This is a genomic window from Paractinoplanes ferrugineus (assembly GCF_016862195.1).
In the GTDB taxonomy this organism is placed as follows: Bacteria; Actinomycetota; Actinomycetes; order Mycobacteriales; family Micromonosporaceae; genus Actinoplanes; species Actinoplanes ferrugineus.
Window position 1 is genome coordinate 37,650 of sequence record NZ_BOMM01000011.1, and the last position, 15,503, is coordinate 53,152.

Below are 15,503 nucleotides of genomic sequence, written 5' to 3' on the forward strand. Positions count from 1 at the left end.
TCGTACGCTTGTTCTAATGTCACTGACAGCCGCGTTGAGCTACGCCCGGCATGGCATTCCGGTCCTGCCGGTGCACACGCCTGACCCGCGCGGCGATTGTTCCTGCGACAGGGGGGCCGCATGCGATCGACCCGGCAAGCATCCCCGGCTGCGGCACGGCCTGACCGACGCCAGCACCGACCCGCGCCTGATCGAGATGTGGTGGGCGCGCTGGCCGGCGGCGAACGTCGGGCTGCGCACCGGCGTCGCGATGGATGTGGCCGACATCGACTCCGCCGCCGGCTGGCACGGCCTGACCCATCTGCTGGGCGGTTCGCTGCCGGCCGGCCCCCGGGTCCGCACCGGCAGTGGCGGGTGGCATCTGTGGTTCCGGCCGACCGGCTTCGGCAACCGCGTGCACCTGCTCCCCGGCCTCGATTGGCGGGGTGCGGGTGGCTATGTCGTGGCCCCGCCGTCGCGGCACGCGGCCGGCGTCGACTACCGCTGGGTGCGCCGTCCGGGCGACGAGTTGCCGGCCGGCCCCGGCGCCCTGCTCGCGCTGATCGAGGGTCCACCACCGCCAGCCGCACGGCACCGGCCGATCGCCCATCCCGACCGCTACGCCGAGGCCGTCCTCGCGGCTTCGGTCGAGCGGGTGGCGGCCGCCCCGGCGGGTTGCCGCAACGACACGCTCAACCGGGCCGCGTTCGCGCTGGGCCGGTTCGTCGGCGCCGGTCTGCTCGATCAGGGCGACGTGGTCCGGGAGCTGGAGGCAGCCGCCCGCCGGGCCGGGCTCGGCCGCGTCGAGGTGCGGCGCACCGTCCGGTCCGGGTTGACGGCCGGGCGGCGCACGCCGGTCGATCCCTCTGCTCCACTATTGAGGGCATGACCGATCGACGAGGCTTGAAGCCTTACGACGTGGAGGTCGCGGTGGCGGCCGGCCGGGACGAGACGTGGGAGGCCGTCACCCAGCCGGCCGTGCTGCACCAGTGGTTCGGGTGGGACTACGACGGGCTCGACGCGGAGATCCGGCAGATCTTCGTGGACCAGGCGGCGCTGCTCGCCCCCGAGCGGATGGGCTGGGCCGACGGTTCCTACCTGGAGGTCAGCGGCGACGACGAGCGGTCGACGGTGCGGGTGATCCGGGACGGTGCCGGCCCGGCCGGTCCCGACCGGTACGACGCGATCGAGGAGGGCTGGCGGGCGTTCCTGATCCAGCTGCGGTTCCTGTTCGAACGGCGGCCGGTCGGCCGGCGGCGCACGCTCTATCTGACCGGGGAGACCACCGGGCGGCAGGCGCTGGCCCTGGCCGAGGGGGCCGAGTGGCAGCGGTTCGGGCCGCGGGTGGCCTGGACCGTCGACGGGGCCGGTCTCCTGGTCGTGGTGGCCGGGCGGCTGCCGCTCGACGACCGCGACGCGGGGCGGATGGAGGTGACGGTCTCGACCTACGGGCTGGATGACGTGGCCTTCGAGTCGTTGCGCGAGGAGTGGACGAAGCGGTGGGCGCCGGCCGCCGAGCGGGCCGAGGTGATCACGGCCGCCGACGCGGCGCCGGACAACTGAGGCCGCCGCGATCGGGCGGCTGACAACAGGTGAACGGGGGGTTCGTTCGGAGGTGGCCGAGCCGGTAGCCTGTCGAGGCTGAAGCGGCCGGGGGGCGACGTGCTGCGGGGAGACTTGGTCGAGAAAGCTGCGAGTGGGGTGCTGGACAGCCCGGCTCGCCTGTGTGCGGTCGGGCGTCTCGGGCTCGGTCCGCGAGCCGACGTGGCCTTCGACCGGATCGCCGTCCTGGTGGAGCGGCTGATCGACGCCCCGGTCTCGCTGGTCACGGTGATCACCGCCGACCGGCAGTTCCTGCCCGGCCAGGTCGGGATGCCGGAGCCGTTCGCCGCCGACCGCGAGATGCCGATCACCCATTCGCTCAGCCGGCATGTCGTCCAGGCCGGCCGCATGCTTGTCGTCGAGGACATCCGGGCCGATCCGGCCATGCGGGACAACCCGGCGGTGCACGACGTCGGGGCGATCTCGTTCGCCGGGGTGCCGCTGACCGACTCGGACGGCCAGGTGCTCGGCACCCTTGCCGTGATGGACCGCGAGCCGCGCACCTGGACGGCGAGCGAGATCGCGCTGCTCGTCGATCTCGGCGAGGTCTGCTCGTCGGAGCTGCGGCTGCGGATCGCCCGGGAGATCGCCGACGAGGCCCGCCGGGCCGCCGAGTCGGCCCATGACCAGCTCACTCTGCTCGGCGAGTTGACCGAGACGCTGTCCGCCACGATGGACATCGACGAGGCCCTCGGCCGGCTCGGCCGGATGGTGGCGGGCCGGCTTGCCGACTGGTGCGTGGTCGCGCTGGCCGAGCCGTCCGGCGCCGTACGGCACGTGTCGGCGGCCCACTTCGATCCGGCGTACGCCGAGGACGCCGAGCGCCTCGCCCGCCTTGCCGCCGACGCGCCCCGCGACATGAAAGCCATGCTCGCGGCCGTGCAGCGGGCGGCCGGCCCGGTCCGCCGGGATGCGGCCGACCCGGCCTCACTGCGCCGGCGGACGAGCACCGGGGAGATCGCCGAGATCGCCGAGCGGCTCGGGTTCGATTCCTACCTGATCACGCCGATCACCGCGCCGGTCGGCCGCCGCAGCGTCGGCGCGCTCATGCTGGTCAACGGAGCCGGCCGCGGGGTGTTCGGCGCGGCCGAGGAGGGCACGGCGGTCGAGATCGGGCGCCGGGCCGGCCAGGCCGTCGACAACAGCCGGCTGTACGGGCGGCAGCGGCACGTCGCCGAGGTCCTGCAGCACAGCATGCTCCCCCAGCTCCCCGACATTCCGGGCATCGAGCTGCACGCTCGCTATCTGCCGGCGCAGATCGGCGCGGCCGTGGGCGGCGACTGGTACGACGCTTTCGTGCAGCCGGACGGCAGCGTGATGCTTGCCGTCGGCGACGTCTCGGGGCACGACATCGAGGCGGCGGCGACCATGGGCCAGGTCCGCAATCTGGTGCGGGGTGACGCGTACGGTCGCGACGACGAGCCGGGACCGCTGCTGTCCCAACTCGATCGGGCGCTGCACGGCCTGAGCATGCCGGCGGCGGCGACGGCGGTGCTGGTGCGACTCCGCCCGGACGAGTCCGGATATGAGCTGACATTCGCCAATGCCGGCCACCCTCCGCCGGTCCTCCTGCGCCCGGACGGCGAGGTGGAGGTCTGGTGGGAGGACCCGGAGCCGCTGCTGGGCCTGGTCCCGCGGGACGATCGCAGCACCCATCGCCGGCGGGTGCTGCCCGGTTCGACGCTTCTGCTCTACACCGACGGCCTGGTGGAGCAACCGGCGGCCCTGATCGACGAGGGCATCCGGCGGATCCGGACGGTGCTCGAGGATGGCGCCGCCATGCCGTTGGACGACCTCTGCGGGCAGATCCTCGGCACCGTGACCCGCCGCGACGACGACATCGCGGTGCTGGTCATCCGTCTGAGCTGAGGGCGGGCGGGCCGCCGTGGGTCCACGGTGTCTCGGCCGGGTCGGGGAGCGCCGCCCCCGGCCGGTAACCCTCGCTCAACGTGGTGAGCAGCAGTTTCTCACCCACCGCCGGGACCGTTCCGGGCTCCGCCACCAGCTTGCGGCCCATCCCGCCGGACAGTTCCAGGAGGACGTCGTGGCCGGCCGGGGTCGCGGTGATCGAGACGACCTTCGCCTTCTGGGCCGGCCGCGCGGGCGACGTCAGGGTCGCGCCCGCCTCGACCCGGATGGTCTCCGCGGTCGCGACCATGATGCGCGGACGCAGCACCGGGCGTTTGCCGGTGTCGTCCACCCGGTCCGGGGCGGCCAGCGTCACCACGCCGCCGAAGGCCACGCCGGCCAGGCGGTACTCGGCCATCACCAGCGGGTCGTCGAAGGCGCGCTGCACCGCGTACCGCGCGGCCGCGTTCTCCAGGCGCTGCAGGCGGGCGGCGGCGGCCACCGCGCCGTCGCGGCGGGGCTGCGGCGGACCTCCCTCGGCCAGATGCTCCACGAACGACGAGTACGAATCCCGGTCGCTGTCCCAGCGGGCGGCCACCCGATCACCCGGGGGCAGGGTGCGCAGCCGGTCGAGAATCCGCCACATCTGCTGCCAGGTCGGCAGCAGCAGCTCGTGCAGGACGGTCGCCAGGGCCGGGTCTCCGTCGGCGATCAGCGGCGCCAGCACCCGGTTGTCGAACTCCGGGTCGGTGGCGGGCCCGGCCACCGGGCCGTTCTCGGCCTCGCGAGCGGCTTGCGCCCCCGCTTCGATCCACGCGAGCAGGGACCCGAGGTGGTTGTCCTCGGCGCCGCTCTGCCCGGTCGCCCAGTGCAGGCCGAGCGCCTGCACCGCGTTGAGCAGGAGCGACGAGCCCGGCACCTCGGCGGCGCCGGCCAGGAACGTCAGCCACTGGCCGAGCAGCGGGACGGTCGGCGGCACCGGATAGTCGCCGTCGACGCGCCGGAAGCGGGTCGAGCGGCCGAACAGCCGCAGGAAGTCGATGCCGCCCGGGTTCGGCACCCACACCTGCGGCGCGTCGACGTAGCGGTGGCGCACGTCCCGGCCGCGGTCGACCGCCACCGCCTCGGTCTGATCGGCGAACGACATCAGGTAGGGCACCAGTTCGGCGCTCAACGCGTCGGCGAAGGCGAAGCGCTCGTCCCGGTTGCGCGGCTGCGCCACGACCAGCAGCCGGGGCTTTGCGGGCGAGTCGCCGAACATCGCCGCGAGCGGGGCGTTGGCCTCCCCCGCCATCGCGAGCGGGATCAGCACGAACGGGTGATCGTGCAGATGAAGATGCCGGACGGTGGCGATCGGTTGCGCCCGGCCGGCCGCGAAGGCCTGGGCCCGGGCGAGCGCCACGAGCGTCAAGAAAGGGCCTCCTCGCGCAAGCGGGCCGCCGTGCGCAACAGAGCCGCGGCCTCGGCCTGGTCCGGGGTCGGCGTCGCCGTGCCGGTCGCCAGTTCGAGAGCCTGCGCCACCGTCTCCACGCCGCCCAGCGACTCCCGCACCGAGCGGCCGAGCGAAGCGGTCGTGCCCGCTGCCTCGTGCCGGCAGAACACCGACATCTCGCATGTCGAGAGGCACTCGGGGACATAGCGCGCGGAGACCGACGCCAGCGACTCGACAAGGGCCGCGGGCGACAGGGCGACGTCGAAGGACACCGCCGGCGGCAACGAGTCGATCAACTCGGTCACCGAGGAGAGGCGGGACAGCTGCCGCTTGAGGGTGGAGAGCTGCTTGCGAACGTCCACGACGACGGCTTCCGGCGTGAGCGAGAAGTTCGACGGGCAGACCAGGATCACCTCGTGGCTCACCCGGTCGTCGCCCAGGAGCCGGCGCAGCGCCAGCACGTAGACCGCCGCCTGGACCGCGGCACCGGCGACCTTTGCCGCGTCGGCCTGGCCGTCGACGATCGCGAACGACTTGATCTCGACGACCCGCAGGCGGCCCTCGCTCTGGAAGGCGATCAGGTCGGGCTCCAGGAACACCGTCTGACCGGCCACCGACAGGGTCAGCAGCGGGTGGTCGACAAGCGCCGACGTGGCCGAGGTCAGCAACTCGCGGGTGCGCGCGTGGCGAGCGGTGAGCGTGGCGTCGTCGTCCGCGCCGAGATCCTGGTAGCCGACCACCCCGACGTCGAGCACCGACCGCAGCAGTTCGCAGTCGTCGGCCTTGAGCATCGCCTCGAAGGCGTTGCCGCGGGCCAGCGCGAATCGGGACTGACCGAAGCTTCCGGGGAAGCCGACCCGGGCCGCCAGCGCCACCTTGTCGACGCCGGCCGCGTCCAGCACCGAGCGCCGCGAGCAACCCGGATTGCCGGTCAGGGCCGCGATGGTTCGCGCGTTGTGCCGTTTCGCCGGCTCGGGACCGCGCAGTTGAGCTATCCGATTCACCCGGCTCCTCGCTGGTGGGGCAGGTCGGCGACACCGAAGAGCTGCTGGCGGTCGGCCAGGCGGGACGCCCGGGCGACCGCGTCCTCGCGGATCACGGACTCCGCCGCGAGCAGTTCGGCAAGCGCGGGCGCGGCGAGCGCCGCACGCGCCGCGTCAGCAAGATCAACGGCTTCGACCCCATCCGGTACGCGTTCCGCCAGCGACCGCACGAGCTGGGCCGCGGCCCGGCCCGACCGGCGCATCGCCGCGAACTCGGCCACTCGGATGATCATGGCCAGTTCGTCGGCCCGGCGCCGCCCGGGGGTGACGAGGCGCTGCTCGATCGGCCACTGCGCAAGCGCCACCAGACCGGGCAGCGCGACCAGGTCGGGCCCGAGCGCCGCACACAATCCGGGCACGCGGGCACGAGTCAGCGAAGCCGGCGTCAGATCGCCGTCGAACAGCGCGGCGTGCACGTCGACCACGAGCCGGGCCCCGGCTGGCGCGCCGAGCAGGAGCAGCGCACGACGGGCCTGCTCGGCGGTGGTCGGCAACGTGCTCAGATGCTTCACCGGGCCGCTCTCGGATCGGGGGTCTGGCGGTTGACTCTAGATCTTCCTACACCGGGACGACAATGTGGGGACGATCGCGACGTTTCACCCGCGATAGCGATTAACGTTCGCATATCGGACGCCGGGCGCAACGCGCGCTACGTTCAGACTTATGCCGAAGGCCATCTGGAACGACGAAGTTATCGCCGAGAGCGACGACACCGTGGTTGTCGAGGGCAACTACTACTTCCCGCGCGACTCCGTGCGCGACGAGGTGTTGCTCCCGTCCGAGACCCACACCGTCTGCCCCTGGAAGGGCAAGGCTTCCTACTACACCCTCTCGTCGAACGGGCAGCTGGCCCCGGACGCGGTCTGGTTCTACCCGGAGCCCAAGCCGGACGCCAAGGCCGTACGTGACCGATTGGCCTTCGGCAAGAAAGACGTCCGAGTAGAAGCCTGACCAACTGTGGGGCCCGCTCACGCGATGCGCGGGTGGGCCTCCTCGATCGCGGACACCTCGAGATAGTCGAGCATGTCCCGCTGCTCCGCCGGGCCGAGCGCACCGAACGCCTCGTACGCCGACGCCCGCGAGTGCTCCGTCTCCGCCGCCAGCAGCGCGATGATGCCCGACCAGGCAAGCGAGACCCGGTCGAAGAGCCGTGCCGTGCGCAGCGACGACAACCGGCTCAGCATCGCCACCTTGGTCGCCGCGTCGTCGTCGTGCGGGATCCGGTCGGACAGCTCGAACAGCGCCTTGCCCCGATAGGGGTGCTCCGCCTCGACCATCCGCGCCAGATCGGCGTTGCTCATCCGGTCGACCGCCGGGGCCGGACCGCGCTTGGGCAGCTGGGGCAAATCAGCGGGCACGGCTGTCCCTTCCGCTCTCGAATCCATTGCCGGGCGACTGCTGCGGCAGGGTTGGCACGTTCTCGAACGAGGGGAACGGCATCACCGGCATGGCCGGCTGCGGCGGCTCGGCGGGGATCAGCGAATCGAGCACCGCGCGACCCGCCTCGGTGTCGGCTCCCACGGTCTCGTCGACCGCCGTCCGCACCTGCCGCACCAGCGTCGCCTGAGCACGACGCATGGTCCGCAGGATCTCATCCGAGAGAGTCGCTCCGCTCAACCGCGAGGCGCCGTCGTCGAGCCGCAAACCGGTCACGACACCCGACCCGGTCACCGTCACCGTGACCACGCCGTCGTCACCGGTCGCGGACGCGCTGAGCGCCGCGAGCCGATCCGCGAGATTTCCACCCGGCACAGTTTGTCCTCCGTTGCCGACTTTCGGGCTGTTGGCGTCCTATGAGATCACGGGTAGGCGACGACGGCATCCGTACCCGGGCCGCGTCGCCCCGGCACCACCCGCCTCGGCGACCACCGTAGCCTCAAGGCAATACATTGATTGTCGCTGCCGACGGGGAATGAGGGTGTCGTGGACCGGACCACCGAGGAAAGCGCCACCGAGTGGCGCTCGCCGATGGTCGATGTCTCCGGCATGTCCCTCGATGAGCTGGGCGCTCAGGAGGGTGACTCGACATTGGCCCGGGCGTTGCGCCGGCTGGCCGACGAGCTCGACGAGCCGGGCGAGCCGATCGCCGGCTTCAACTCGGCCCTGTGACAGTTGAGAACCTTTCGGCTGACCGACACCGCTTTCACCGCACTCGCCGCCGGCCGCCCGTCCGCCGCCACCGTCGGGGTCCTGCGCCGGGCCCAGGCCAGCCGTCACCTCCTCGAGCTGAGCGAGATCCGCAAGCTGGGCGGCCCCGTCCCCGAGCCGATCGAACTGTTCGACCCGATGGCCGCGCTGCACACCGCCGTGACCCGGACCGCCCTGCGAGCGGGGCAAACTCCCCCACCGCCCCGGCGGGCCGCCACCCATCACCTGAGCGCCTCGCACCGGGGACACACCCTGCGGGTCCGCCTCGAGGACACCGACCCGCTCCGCGCCGAACTCGGCCTGACGCCATCCGGCCGGTTGACCACGGACGAGGTGGCCGAGTGGCAACGCCTGCTCTCCTCGGCCTGGGAGCTCCTGACGACCCGCCATCGGGAAGCGGCCGAGATCATGGCCGCGACCCTGCGTGTGCTCGTGCCGGTGGAGCCCGACCCGGGTGCGAGCGGCCTGTCCGCCACCTCGGCGGTGGCGTTCGGCGCGGTGGCGATCTCGACCCCGGGCGATCCCCGCTCGTTCGCGGTGGGCCTGCTGCACGAATGCCAGCACAGCCTCCTGAACGCCACCTTCACCCTGTTCGACCTGGTCAACCCCGGTGGTGCACGAGTCTGCTCGCCCTGGCGTGACGACCCGCGCCCGCTGTCGGGCCTGCTGCACGGCGCCTACGCCTACCAATCCGTCGCCCGCTTCTGGCACGTCGAGTCGCGGCGCCGGATTCCCCGGCAGCGGCCGGGTCACGCGGCCCTACCCGGGCTCTCCCCGGCGCGTCAGGATTCGGCTGCTCACCTTTCCGCCGTCGGCTCGACCGCTCGCACCGATGGCCCGGTCGAGGTTTCCGGGCCGGACGAGACGGGACCGCACGGGCCGGCGGCGGGAAGTGGTGGGGGTCTCGCCCCCGAAGCTCAGTCGCGAGACGGCGGGGCGGCGGAGCTTCGGGGGCGGCTGGCCGAATTCGAGTTCGCGCGCTGGCGAGGGGCCGTCCTGTCGGCCGCCGACACCCTGCTGAGCAGTGCCCATCTCACCGCGGCCGGCACCCGGTTCGTCGGCGCGATGCGGGCCGAGGTCGCCGGCCTGCCGGTGGGTTCGGTGCACCCTCGGGTGGCTCGGCTGGCCGCCGGCGCCAACGCCGAGCATCGCGCCCGGTGGCGGCTGCGAAATCTGGCCGTCCCGGCTCACACCCTGGCCGAGCTGGTGTCCGCCTGGCGGGCGGGCCGCCCCGCGCCGGTGCCGGCGGAGTCCGAGCTGAGGGCGGACAGCGGACGCCGGCTGGAGAGCAGCGGCCGGCTCCGGCTGGTGCACGAAGCGCTGAACGACCGCCCGGCCGCCGCGGGCCTACGGCCCGGGGATGCCGCCTACCTGGACGGAGACGGCGGGACTGCGCTCGTCGCGTACATCGAGGAGGTTGAGCTCGGTGCTCCTGATCTTGATTGTTGGGCCGGCATCTCGGCGCTGTCGCCGCAGGTGGCGTTGAGGGAGCGACCGGAGGTGGTGCGAGCCGTCTGGATTAAACTAATAAAGAGCGAAAAAGTCGGACTGACGGCTTTGGCCGCCTGGGTCGGTGGATCGCTCATGTCGTCCTGACGCCGCCCGATGGAAGGCGCGGAGGTGAGGCATGAGTTCCGGCAAGATCCTGGAGCGGTTCCGTCGCGGTGTCGACCGTTCGATGATCTTCGCGTCACTCATGGTGCTGGCGTGGCCGATGGTGTTCCTGCGGCTCACCGACGACGACGGAAACGTGACCGACTGGCTGCTGCCGAGCGCGATCGTGCTGTTCCTCGGCCTCGGCGTCATCAAGCTCACCGAGCGCTGGCCGCTCGCCCAGTACGCCCCGGCCTCCGCCGCCGTCGTGATGGCCGCGATCCTGCACGCCGGCGACAGTCCGGACAGCTACGGCTTGACCTGGCTGATCATCGTGGTGGCCGGCACCATCCTGGTGCGGCAGTTCCTCGGCACGCACACCAACGAGAGCCTGATGCGCGACCTCACCCGGCAGCGCGCGATCCTGGCCCGGCAGGCCTACCGTGACCCGCTCACCGGGCTCGGCAACCGGGCGATGTTCATGGATCACGCGCACGACGCCCTGACCGACGCCGACGGCACCATGACCGCCGTGATCCTGCTCGACCTCGACGGATTCAAGGGCGTCAACGACACCTACGGCCACGCCGCCGGCGACGAACTGCTGCGGGTCGCGGCCGAGCGCCTCAACGCCAACGTGCGCGCCAACGACACCGTCTCCCGGCTGGGCGGCGACGAGTTCGTGGTGCTGCTCCCCCGCCTCGCCGACGACCTGATCGCCGACACCGTCACCAACCGCATCCTGCGTGACCTGCTGCAACCGCTCGTCGTCGAGGGCACCGTGCTGACCATCCGGGCCAGCGCCGGCATCGCGATCACCCGTGGCGGCCACGACGTGGACGGCATCCTGCGCGAGGCCGACGAGGCGCTCTACCACGCCAAGGCCGACGGCAAGGGGGTCGCCCGCCGGTTCGATCCGGCCCGGTTCGCCGAGGCCGAGAAGCGCCGCCGGGCCGAACACGAACTGCACCGGGCCCTCGCCGAGAAGCAGTTCGAGGTGTACTACCAGCCGATCGTCGACCTCGACGGCGAGCACACCGTCGGTGTCGAGGCCCTCGTGCGCTGGCAGCACCCGACGCTCGGCCTGCTGCCGCCGGCCGAGTTCCTCGACCTCGCCGAAGACCTCGGCCTGCTGCCCGAGCTGGGCGGCTGGATCCTGGAACAGGCGTGCGCGCAGGCGGTCGAGTGGCAGCGCGACAACCCGGATTTCGAGCTCAACGTCAACCTCTCGGTCTCCCAGCTGGCCAACCCGGACCTGACCGAGGAGGTCCGGGACGTGCTGGCCCGCACCGGCATGCCCGCCCACCGGCTGGTGCTCGAGCTGACCGAGACGATGGCGCTGACCGACCTCACCGCGTCGGCACGGGTGCTGACCTCGTTGAAGACGCTCGGCGTGCGGATCGCGCTCGACGACTTCGGCACCGGCTTCTCGTCACTGAGCCACCTGGGCGCGCTGCCGGTCGACGTGGTCAAGATCGACCGGTCGTTCGTGCAGGCGATGCCGGCCGGCTCGGGTGACGCGTCGGTGGCCGAGGCGGTCCTGCAGATCGCTCGGACGTTCGGGCTGTCCCCGGTGGCCGAGGGGGTCGAGGACGCCGGGCAGGCGGCCCGGCTGCGGGAACTGAACTGCGCGCACGCGCAGGGCTACCACTTCGCCCGGCCGATGCCGGCGGCCGGCATCACCGAGCTGCTGCTGGCCAGGACCTCATAGCGGCGGCAGGTCGAGGTCGGTCTCCAGCCGGTCGCCGGCGGCGACGCGAGCCAGGATCGGATGAGCTTCCCCGTACGCCTTGACGAGTGCCGCCGTGGCCTGGTGCCGGGCCTCCTCGTCGCCGCCGTCGAGCACCGCGTTCCACCCGCAGGCCAGGGTGTCGGGGTGCTCGGAACCGCGCACCAGGGCGGACCGCTGCCAGGTGTCGGCCGCGATCTGCTGGGCCTCCTGCCGCTCGCCCAGCCCGAACAAGTCGTTGGCGTAGCCGTTCGCGCAGGCCAGCGTGAACGGGTGATCGGAGCCGACGCTGCGCCGCAGCCCGTGCAGGGCCTCCTGGTCGATCCGGCGCGCCTCGGCCGGTCGGCCGCCCGCCCGCACCACGCCGGCCAGCCCGGCCGAGGCGGCGAGCGTGAACGGATGGTCGTCGCCGAGCACCGCGTGATAGCGGATGACCGCGCGTTCGAGCAGCTCGTGGGCCCGGTCGAGGTCACCTCCGGCGGTGGCCGCGTTGGCCAGCGTCACCACCGCGGCGAGCGTCTCCACATGCAGGTCGCCGAACCGGCGGCGAGTCAGCGACACGGTCGTCTCGGCTCGGGTCAGGCCGTCGGCGAGACCCCGGCGGCGGGCCGCCATGGCCGAGACCCGGGCCGCCCACAGCGCGAACGGGTGGTCCTCCGGGATGTCGCCGCGCACGGCGGCCAGCACCTCGTCGGCGCCCGCGTAGTCGCCCAGGCCGAACAGGTCGAACGCGAGCCCGGCCCGCGACGACAGGATCTCCGGGTGACCGTCGGCGAGGATCGCCTGCCGCTGCCGCAGGGTCTGCTCGTCGAGGGTGCGGGCGCCCCGGAAGTCGCCGAGCAGGCGCAGGTCGGCGGCCAGGTTGTTGGCGCAGCGCAGGGCGGTCGGGAAGGCCTCGCCGAACAGCCGCCGATAGCGCACCAGGTTGTCGCCGTCGAGCTGACGGGCCTGCCCGAAGTGACCGCGGATGCGCAGGTCGGCGCCGACCGAGTTGGCGGTGGCCAGGGTGGTCTCGTCGTCGCCGCCGAGCGCCTCCCGCTGGGCGCGCAGGGTCTGCTCGTTGAGCACCCGGGCCTCGGCCGTGCGGCCCACCGCCCGCAGCGCGTTGGCCAGGTGGAACGAGGCGAGCATAGTCTGCTCGTCGTGCTCGCCGAGGGTGTCGCGCCAGCGGGCGAAGGCGGCCGCGGCCAGCGCGCGGCTGGAGTCGTAGTCGCCGGCCGCGTAGTGGTGCCGCACGCAGTTGATGACCAGCTGGCGGATCTCCTCGGTGCCGGCACCCAGCACATCGGAGTGCACGAGGTGCGGGCTCAGCTCGGCATAGCGGGGGTGGCTGCCCGGGTCGTCCGGGTCGCCCGGGTCGGCCGCTGCCAGCATGCCCTGCACCGTGGCGAGCAGCATGGCGTGCCGTTCCGAGGTGAGGCCCTGCCCCAGCATGCCGCGCACCAGCGGGTGCACGATCAGGTGCTCGCCGGGCGGATCGAGCTCGGCCAGCCCGTAGCGGCCGATCAGGCGCAGCGCCGCCTTGAGCCGGCGCTCGATGCCGACGGTGCGGGCCAGCTCGGCCGGCAGCGGCAGCATCCGGGCGCCCCAGAGCAGCCGCCAGGACACGGGTGCGCTGCCGAGGAACGCGCTGAGCTCGAGAAGTCGGTAGGCGGCCGGGGCATGCGCGCGCAACGCGTCGGCGGCCAGGCCCCAGGCCACCCGGATCGGGTTCGGGAAGGCCAGCTCCGCGGCCACCGACTCGAACCGGCTCAGGTATTCGGCGACCGGCCAGCCGGTCGCCGCGCGCACCGCGGCGGAGAGGTCGAGGGCCATCGGGACGTCGGCCAGGCGGCTCGCCAACCGCTCGGCGTCGGGCCCGGTCAGTTCGGGCGTACGCCGGCGGAGCAGGTCGACGCTGTCCGCCCGGTCGAAGACGCCGACCGGCACCGACTGCGCCACCTCGGCCGGCCAGCGCGGGTTGCGGCTGGTGATCAGCACGTGCCCGGCACCACTCGGCAGATAGGACTTGATCTCCTCGGGCCGGTTGGCGTCCTCGAAGACCACCAGCCAGTTGCGGAACGGCTCGCCCCGGCTCAGCGCGTCGCGGACCGCGGCCAGCGTGCGGTTCATGTCGCCGGTCTCGGCCAGCCCCAGCCGCTGGGCCAAGCCGATCAGTGCGGCCCGGGTGCCGGCCGACTGCTCCGCGGGGATCCACCACACCAGGTCGTACGTCTCCGCGTAGCGATAGACATATTCCACCGCCAACTGGGTACGTCCCGTCCCGCCCAGCGGATGTTCCTCGCCGGGTAACAGGACGACCGGTCCGGTCGCCAGCCGGCCCCGCAATCGGGCCAGCAGGTCCTCGCGACCCACGAAGCGAGGATTACGCGGCGGCAGACCGCCCAGGATCGGCACACCACGCTCCTCACGTGTTTGGTGTTGCCGATTACCGTACGTGGAACCATGACGACTGTGGAAGAAGGACCCGTTGCCTGACGAGATCGTGACGAATCTCGGCCGCGCCGCCGACACCACCACGGTGGCCCTCAAAGGCGAGGTCGACGTGCTCACCGTCGATCAGGTCCGGGTGGCGCTCGAGGAGTCGCTCGCCGGCCGGCCGCGGGAAATCGTGGTCGACATGAGCGAGCTGACCTTCATCGACTCCACCGGCCTGGGCGCGCTGATCTTCGGTTTCCAGCGCGCCCGGGACGCGGGCATCCGGTTCCGGCTCGCCCGACCGACCCGGACCGTCCATCAGATCCTGTTGCTCAGCGGCCTGCTCGAAGTGGTCGAGGTCACGCTTTGAGCGGCGCGGCCGCCAGGCCGATACCCGGCGCGATCGGCCGGAGCCGCTTGCCGGCGAAGAGCATCAGGCTGAGCAGGCTGGCCAGGATGGCGAGCGCCCCCGCGCCGTACCAGGCGGCGTTGTAACTGCCGAGCTGGTCGCGCAGCAGGCCGGCGGCGGTGGCCGCGATCGCCGCACCGAACTGGTGCGAGGCGAACACCCAGCCGAAGACGACCGGGCCGGACGCGCCGAAGTATTCCCGGCACAGGGTCACGGTCGGCGGCACGGTGGCCACCCAGTCGAGACCGTAGAACAGGATGAACACCACCATGCTGGGGTGCGCGGTGGCCGCGAACAGCGACGGCAGCACCAGCAGCGAGAGGCCACGGCCGAAGTAGTAGACGGCGAGCAGCACCCGGCTGTCGACCCGGTCGGTGAGCCAGCCCGAGACGATCGTGCCGGCGATGTCGAAGAAGCCGACGAGGGCGAGCAGACCGGCCGCCGTGGTCTCGGCCATCCCGTGGTCGTGCGCGGCCGGGATGAAGTGCGTGCCGACCAGCCCGTTGGTGGTCGCCCCGCAGATCGCGAAACCGCCGGCGAGCAGCCAGAACGGCCGGGTCCGGGCGGCCTGACCGAGCGCGCGCAGGGCGGTGCGGGCGGCCCCGGCGGGGGCGATCGGCTCGGGCTGCTCGTACTCGCCGCCATAGGCGCCGAGGCCCATCTCGGCCGGGTGGTCGCGCAGGCGCCACCAGACGAGGGGTACGACCGACAGCGCCACCGCCGCCACGGTCAGGGCCGCGAACCGCCAGCCGGCTCCCTCGGTCAGCCGGGCCAGGACCGGCAGGAAGACCAGGTTGCCGGCCGCTCCCCCGGCCGTCAGCACGCCGGTGACCAGGCCCCGATGCTTGACGAACCAGCGGTTGGTGATGACCGCGACGAAGCCGAGTGCCATCGATCCGGTGCCGAGCCCGACAAGTACGCCCCAGCAGAGGATCAGCTGCCAGCTCTGCCGCATGAAGACGGTCAGGCCGGAGCCGGCCGACACCAGCACGAGTGCGGCCATGATCACCCGACGGATGCCGAACTTCTCCATCAGGGCCGCGGCGAACGGCGCGGTCAGGCCGTAGAGCAGCAGGTTCACCGAGACCGCGGCCGAGATCGTGCCGAGCGACCAGCCGAACTCGTCGTGCAGCGGACGGATCATGACGGACGGCGTGGCGCGGAAACCAGCCGCGCCGACCAGGGCCACGAAGGCGATGCCGGCGACAAACCAGGCCGGATGAATGCGGTACGTCTTCTGCACGCCACTGATCCTGCTGGCCGACGACCGTTCGGGCGAGTGGCCGGAAGGCCATCATGCGC

Annotated in this window: 15 protein-coding genes; 8 read left to right on the plus strand and 7 right to left on the minus strand. The window is 72.5% G+C overall.

The features are described from left to right. The first annotated feature begins 16 nt into the window (after positions 1 to 16). From Afe05nite_RS07665 to Afe05nite_RS07675, 3 genes are all read left to right on the plus strand, one after another. Positions 17 to 868 carry a bifunctional DNA primase/polymerase gene (locus Afe05nite_RS07665; RefSeq protein WP_203816284.1) on the plus strand — a complete coding sequence of 284 codons (852 nt, stop codon included), beginning with the start codon at positions 17 to 19 and terminating at the stop codon, positions 866 to 868. Next, positions 865 to 1,542, plus strand: a complete 678-nt coding sequence (locus Afe05nite_RS07670; protein ID WP_203816285.1) for an activator of HSP90 ATPase — start codon at positions 865 to 867, stop codon at positions 1,540 to 1,542. Before Afe05nite_RS07665 ends, Afe05nite_RS07670 begins: the two co-directional genes overlap by 4 nt. A 114-nt stretch (positions 1,543 to 1,656) precedes the next feature. Continuing rightward, positions 1,657 to 3,450 carry a SpoIIE family protein phosphatase gene (locus Afe05nite_RS07675; RefSeq protein ID WP_239117634.1) on the plus strand — a complete coding sequence of 598 codons (1,794 nt, stop codon included), beginning with the start codon at positions 1,657 to 1,659 and terminating at the stop codon, positions 3,448 to 3,450. Here the strand turns inward: Afe05nite_RS07675 and Afe05nite_RS07680 are convergent. Genes Afe05nite_RS07680 through Afe05nite_RS07690 form a run of 3 tightly spaced genes read right to left on the minus strand, consistent with a single transcriptional unit; the run spans position 3,434 to position 6,416 of the window. Next, positions 3,434 to 4,840 (minus strand): hypothetical protein, encoded by a 1,407-nt coding sequence (locus Afe05nite_RS07680; RefSeq protein WP_203816287.1) that lies wholly within the window; start codon positions 4,838 to 4,840, stop codon positions 3,434 to 3,436. The two genes, Afe05nite_RS07675 and Afe05nite_RS07680, sit on opposite strands and share 17 nt — an antisense overlap. After that, positions 4,837 to 5,865 carry a hypothetical protein gene (locus tag Afe05nite_RS07685; RefSeq protein ID WP_203816288.1) on the minus strand — a complete coding sequence of 343 codons (1,029 nt, stop codon included), beginning with the start codon at positions 5,863 to 5,865 and terminating at the stop codon, positions 4,837 to 4,839. Before Afe05nite_RS07685 ends, Afe05nite_RS07680 begins: the two co-directional genes overlap by 4 nt. Then, a complete protein-coding gene (locus tag Afe05nite_RS07690) occupies positions 5,862 to 6,416 on the minus strand; it encodes a hypothetical protein (protein ID WP_203816289.1) in 555 nt (184 codons plus the stop codon). The genes Afe05nite_RS07685 and Afe05nite_RS07690 overlap by 4 nt, the downstream gene beginning before the upstream one ends. A gap of 151 nt (positions 6,417 to 6,567) precedes the next feature. On the opposite strand from Afe05nite_RS07690, the gene Afe05nite_RS07695 reads away from it, so the two are divergent. Then, positions 6,568 to 6,855 (plus strand): DUF427 domain-containing protein, encoded by a 288-nt coding sequence (locus Afe05nite_RS07695; RefSeq protein WP_203816290.1) that lies wholly within the window; start codon positions 6,568 to 6,570, stop codon positions 6,853 to 6,855. Between the two features lie 17 nt (positions 6,856 to 6,872). Here the strand turns inward: Afe05nite_RS07695 and Afe05nite_RS07700 are convergent, their stop codons facing one another. Then, positions 6,873 to 7,262 (minus strand): hypothetical protein, encoded by a 390-nt coding sequence (locus Afe05nite_RS07700; protein ID WP_239117635.1) that lies wholly within the window; start codon positions 7,260 to 7,262, stop codon positions 6,873 to 6,875. Beyond that, positions 7,252 to 7,656: a YbaB/EbfC family nucleoid-associated protein gene (locus Afe05nite_RS07705; RefSeq protein WP_203816291.1), complete on the minus strand. Its 405-nt coding sequence runs from the start codon at positions 7,654 to 7,656 to the stop codon at positions 7,252 to 7,254. The genes Afe05nite_RS07700 and Afe05nite_RS07705 overlap by 11 nt, the downstream gene beginning before the upstream one ends. A gap of 171 nt (positions 7,657 to 7,827) precedes the next feature. On the opposite strand from Afe05nite_RS07705, the gene fxsA reads away from it, so the two are divergent. Genes fxsA through Afe05nite_RS07720 form a run of 3 tightly spaced genes read left to right on the plus strand, consistent with a single transcriptional unit; the run spans position 7,828 to position 11,356 of the window. Continuing rightward, on the plus strand, positions 7,828 to 8,013 hold the full coding sequence (fxsA, locus tag Afe05nite_RS07710) for an FxSxx-COOH cyclophane-containing RiPP peptide (protein WP_239117636.1): 186 nt from the start codon (positions 7,828 to 7,830) through the stop codon (positions 8,011 to 8,013). A gap of 3 nt (positions 8,014 to 8,016) precedes the next feature. After that, a complete protein-coding gene (locus Afe05nite_RS07715) occupies positions 8,017 to 9,648 on the plus strand; it encodes an aKG-HExxH-type peptide beta-hydroxylase (protein WP_203816292.1) in 1,632 nt (543 codons plus the stop codon). Positions 9,649 to 9,679: 31 nt separating this feature from the next. Then, positions 9,680 to 11,356 carry a putative bifunctional diguanylate cyclase/phosphodiesterase gene (locus Afe05nite_RS07720; RefSeq protein ID WP_203816293.1) on the plus strand — a complete coding sequence of 559 codons (1,677 nt, stop codon included), beginning with the start codon at positions 9,680 to 9,682 and terminating at the stop codon, positions 11,354 to 11,356. Here the strand turns inward: Afe05nite_RS07720 and fxsT are convergent. After that, on the minus strand, positions 11,351 to 13,771 hold the full coding sequence (gene fxsT, locus Afe05nite_RS07725; RefSeq protein ID WP_203816294.1) for an FxSxx-COOH system tetratricopeptide repeat protein: 2,421 nt from the start codon (positions 13,769 to 13,771) through the stop codon (positions 11,351 to 11,353). The genes Afe05nite_RS07720 and fxsT overlap by 6 nt on opposite strands. Before the next feature lie 73 nt (positions 13,772 to 13,844). On the opposite strand from fxsT, the gene Afe05nite_RS07730 reads away from it, so the two are divergent. Next, positions 13,845 to 14,162, plus strand: a complete 318-nt coding sequence (locus Afe05nite_RS07730; protein WP_203816295.1) for an STAS domain-containing protein — start codon at positions 13,845 to 13,847, stop codon at positions 14,160 to 14,162. Here the strand turns inward: Afe05nite_RS07730 and Afe05nite_RS07735 are convergent. Then, entirely contained in the window at positions 14,152 to 15,444 is a 1,293-nt protein-coding gene (locus Afe05nite_RS07735) for an MFS transporter (protein WP_203816296.1), read from the minus strand. The genes Afe05nite_RS07730 and Afe05nite_RS07735 overlap by 11 nt on opposite strands. Between the last annotated feature and the right edge of the window lie 59 nt (positions 15,445 to 15,503).

Excerpts from the sequence above, each read along its gene's own strand:
- Afe05nite_RS07665 (WP_203816284.1), top strand. The coding sequence starts at position 17 with ATGTCACTGACAGCCGCGTTGAGCTACGCCCGGCATGGCATTCCGGTC.
- Afe05nite_RS07670 (WP_203816285.1), top strand. The coding sequence starts at position 865 with ATGACCGATCGACGAGGCTTGAAGCCTTACGACGTGGAGGTCGCGGTG.
- Afe05nite_RS07695 (WP_203816290.1), top strand. The coding sequence starts at position 6,568 with ATGCCGAAGGCCATCTGGAACGACGAAGTTATCGCCGAGAGCGACGAC.
- Afe05nite_RS07720 (WP_203816293.1), top strand. The coding sequence starts at position 9,680 with ATGAGTTCCGGCAAGATCCTGGAGCGGTTCCGTCGCGGTGTCGACCGT.